This window comes from Hungatella hominis, assembly GCF_014288005.1.
GTDB classification, from domain to species: domain Bacteria; phylum Bacillota; class Clostridia; order Lachnospirales; family Lachnospiraceae; genus Hungatella; species Hungatella effluvii.
Genome location: NZ_JACOPB010000050.1, coordinates 1 through 2993, shown reverse-complemented (window position 1 = coordinate 2993; position 2993 = coordinate 1). Strand labels below are relative to the sequence as shown.

Below are 2993 nucleotides of genomic sequence, written 5' to 3'. Positions count from 1 at the left end.
CTGGCTATTTCTTTCGTTTCCGTCATAATAATAATCTATAATTTTCTGTAATCCATCATCTATAGACCACAGGTCCAGCTTTTTAAACAGTCCCATTGCTCTATCCCTCCTCGTTAAATTTTAATTTTTACAATACCCACGTTTACAGAAATATCTATTGGAATTAAAGTACTTAGTCCAATGCTTGCACTTCCAACATTTTTTACCTTTCATATCGCCCTCCAAATCCTAATATGCATGGTTTTGCGCCTTGCACTGGCGGGAGTCGAACCCGTCAGTTCGGGGACTTGAACCCTTCTGCACCATGCTGGACGCCCGGCGTCCACTAAATTCTTATTTAATTTTCTGTTATCTTGTCCAGGCAAGCGTTCCACCCGATCCGGTATGATGGTATCGGCCTTCCTTGCTGTGGATATTTGCCGCATACCTCCATAGGTTCGGGAAGCGGACGAAGAGGACATGAATCCGGCCTTTTGCAGTTTAAGCATTGTCCACCATTTAGACTACAATATTTGATCGTCATAATTTCATCCTTCCTCTAATCTTCATCAAAATAGCACCACTGTTCACATTCCTTGCATTGTTCTGCCGGTTCCTCTCCGATCGTCGCGGAAAACCCACGGCACTTGCTGCCTTCCCAACCTGGGTGACCGTGCTGCCTTATGTACAGGCATGGTCCCGTCTGGTAGCACAGACCGCAGATATTTGCCAGCGATTTCAACAACTTCTCCCTGGCCTTCTTCTCTGCCTCTGCCTGGGATACTGCGGCGGAATAAATATTGTAGTTTGCTGTGTCCAGCTTGCGGATCGTATCCATCATTCTGGCCGTGCCTACTGCCTTTCCGTTATCCATTACCCGGTGAAATTCCTGGCGGCTGTATCCGGTAAACTGCTCCAATTCCGAAACAGTCATGCCAAACAGGCCAGCCACGCTTTTCAAATCAGCCATTACAAAAACGCTCCTTTCTGTAAAGTCTTAGTTCGGTAAATACTAATTATGTACAATAGGCAGAAACTGGAATGTCCATGCCTCGTCCATAATCGATACCAGATTTCCATCCTCGTTGACTGCCAGCACATCTATTATCTTTGGTTTTACGATTATGTCTCTATTCTCAAAGTCATCAATAGCTGACATTTCCACACCCATAAGGGCTATGGCATTCAATACCTTATCACCATGTATTACTTTAAATCTGCTTAGATCAATTTCCATACATCTCATTTCCTTTCCTTCACAAATGCATCAATACACCAACTTTTTTCCCTCTTCGAGTTGTTTTTTGCAAAATTCCACCTGGCAGTCTGTGCAGTTATTATCCTGGCAATATTGATAGCTCCTATTTGCATCTTCACAAAAACTGTTACGAAGAATACAATCAAGCATTTTTATGATATCTTCATTCTCCATCCTTTTTTCCTTAATTTTATTAACTTAGCTTTTTTGAGATGATAAGAAAAGTCCCGAAAACAATACTATCCACCAATGTTCAAAAATAATAGCTAACACCACAAAGCACATAATTCTGATCGTATTACTTAGCAATAAAGCAATATTCTGCTTTAATTGTTCGCTCATGCATTTTCCTACCTTTCCTGGTATGTATTTCTATTCCCTCCAAAGCATGGCTCCTCTGTATCGCATACGCCTCCATTCTGATCCATGTCACATTCTTCAAAGTAATACGGATCATTTGTCTTCGTCCAGTGGCGGTACTGTGGACAGCCATAGCATAGTGACCCTTTTTCAAGTAAAAATCTCGGCTCGAATCGTTCTTTTAAGCTCTCAAAATACTCACCTGCTGCCCTGGCTGCTTCCCGGCAATCATATCCATAACAGGTATGGCCCCTGCTGCCTTTACAGAATCTACAAGCATTATGATTCACCCATTCACGCTTATTCTCTTCCACCGTTCCTCCTCTAAAGAACTGTTTTATTGATTAATGCTACATAAAAACACCTGCTGCATGTTATTTCTTTTTGGAAGAGGGGCTAAATGCCCCTCCAATGCCGTGACACATTGTTATCCGTTTATTCCTGCGATTACAAAAGACTGTTTACGGGTTACAATAGACCGGTCTATGCTATACCAGGGATGCGCATTCCCCGGCAATCTATATTAAGCCCCAACACCTAAATACTGGTTATGCATCTGCCTCAGATGATTTTTATTTGCGGCAGAATAGAAGCTAATTGTTGTGGCAGGATTTTTATGCCCTAAAATTAACTGGATATCTTCAATGGATCCGCCCTTCATCCGTAACAGGGTTGCCATTGTTTTCCGGAATAAATGGGGGTAAATTCTCCGCTTTAAGCCTGATCTGTCTCCTATATTTTTTATGATCAGCCGTAAACCATCTTCCTTCACCGCATCGTATGGCCTTCTTACCCCGGCAAACAATGCCGGATTCCCGTCTCTGCGTTCCTTCAAGTATTTTTGGAGATGGACTCTGGCCACGTCCGTCAAAAATACCGTCCTGTACTCATCGGTTTTATGAGCGTAAATTAATATCTCGCCTTTCTCCCAGTCAATATCATCTCTCTGTATAAGCGGTACTTCTCCGATACGCACACCGGTACTTAATAAAAATTCCATCAATGCCCGTTCCCGCTTATCTTTGCAGGCCACACGGAGTTTTTCAATTTCCTCTCCTGATAAATAATCAATCGGTTTTCTGTGTTCCTTGCGGATCGGTACGGCTTCTACCGGATTTGTTACAATAATCCCGTGTTTCCTGAACCATGTAAAAACTGCCGATAAAAATCGTCTTTCATTATTTACGGTTCTGGGTTTGTTTCCTTTGGCCTCGTATCGGTCCAGATAAAACTTAATATCAATCGATGTGATGTGTCTTATATTTTTGTCCGTAACACAGAGCATATTACGCATGGCTGAAGTGTATGCATTTATGGTCTTTTCACTTAACCCGTCTTTACGCACATTCGTCTCATAGAGGTGCAACAAATAGACATTGTCATCCATCTCCGTAGA

The 2993-nt window shown here is 42.3% G+C and carries 4 protein-coding genes; all 4 read right to left on the bottom strand.

The genetic code is table 11. The features are described from left to right. Window positions 1-538: 538 nt before the first annotated feature. Window positions 539-949: a hypothetical protein gene (locus H8S75_RS32150; protein ID WP_187024949.1), complete on the bottom strand. Its 411-nt coding sequence runs from the start codon at window positions 947-949 to the stop codon at window positions 539-541. 42 nt (window positions 950-991) lie between these two features. Continuing rightward, entirely contained in the window at window positions 992-1216 is a 225-nt protein-coding gene (locus tag H8S75_RS32145) for a hypothetical protein (RefSeq protein ID WP_187024948.1), read from the bottom strand. Between the two features lie 371 nt (window positions 1217-1587). Beyond that, window positions 1588-1911: a hypothetical protein gene (locus H8S75_RS32140; protein WP_187024947.1), complete on the bottom strand. Its 324-nt coding sequence runs from the start codon at window positions 1909-1911 to the stop codon at window positions 1588-1590. A gap of 209 nt (window positions 1912-2120) precedes the next feature. Then, window positions 2121-2993: tyrosine-type recombinase/integrase (locus tag H8S75_RS32135; RefSeq protein ID WP_187024946.1), on the bottom strand; the 873-nt coding region annotated here is incomplete at its 5' end.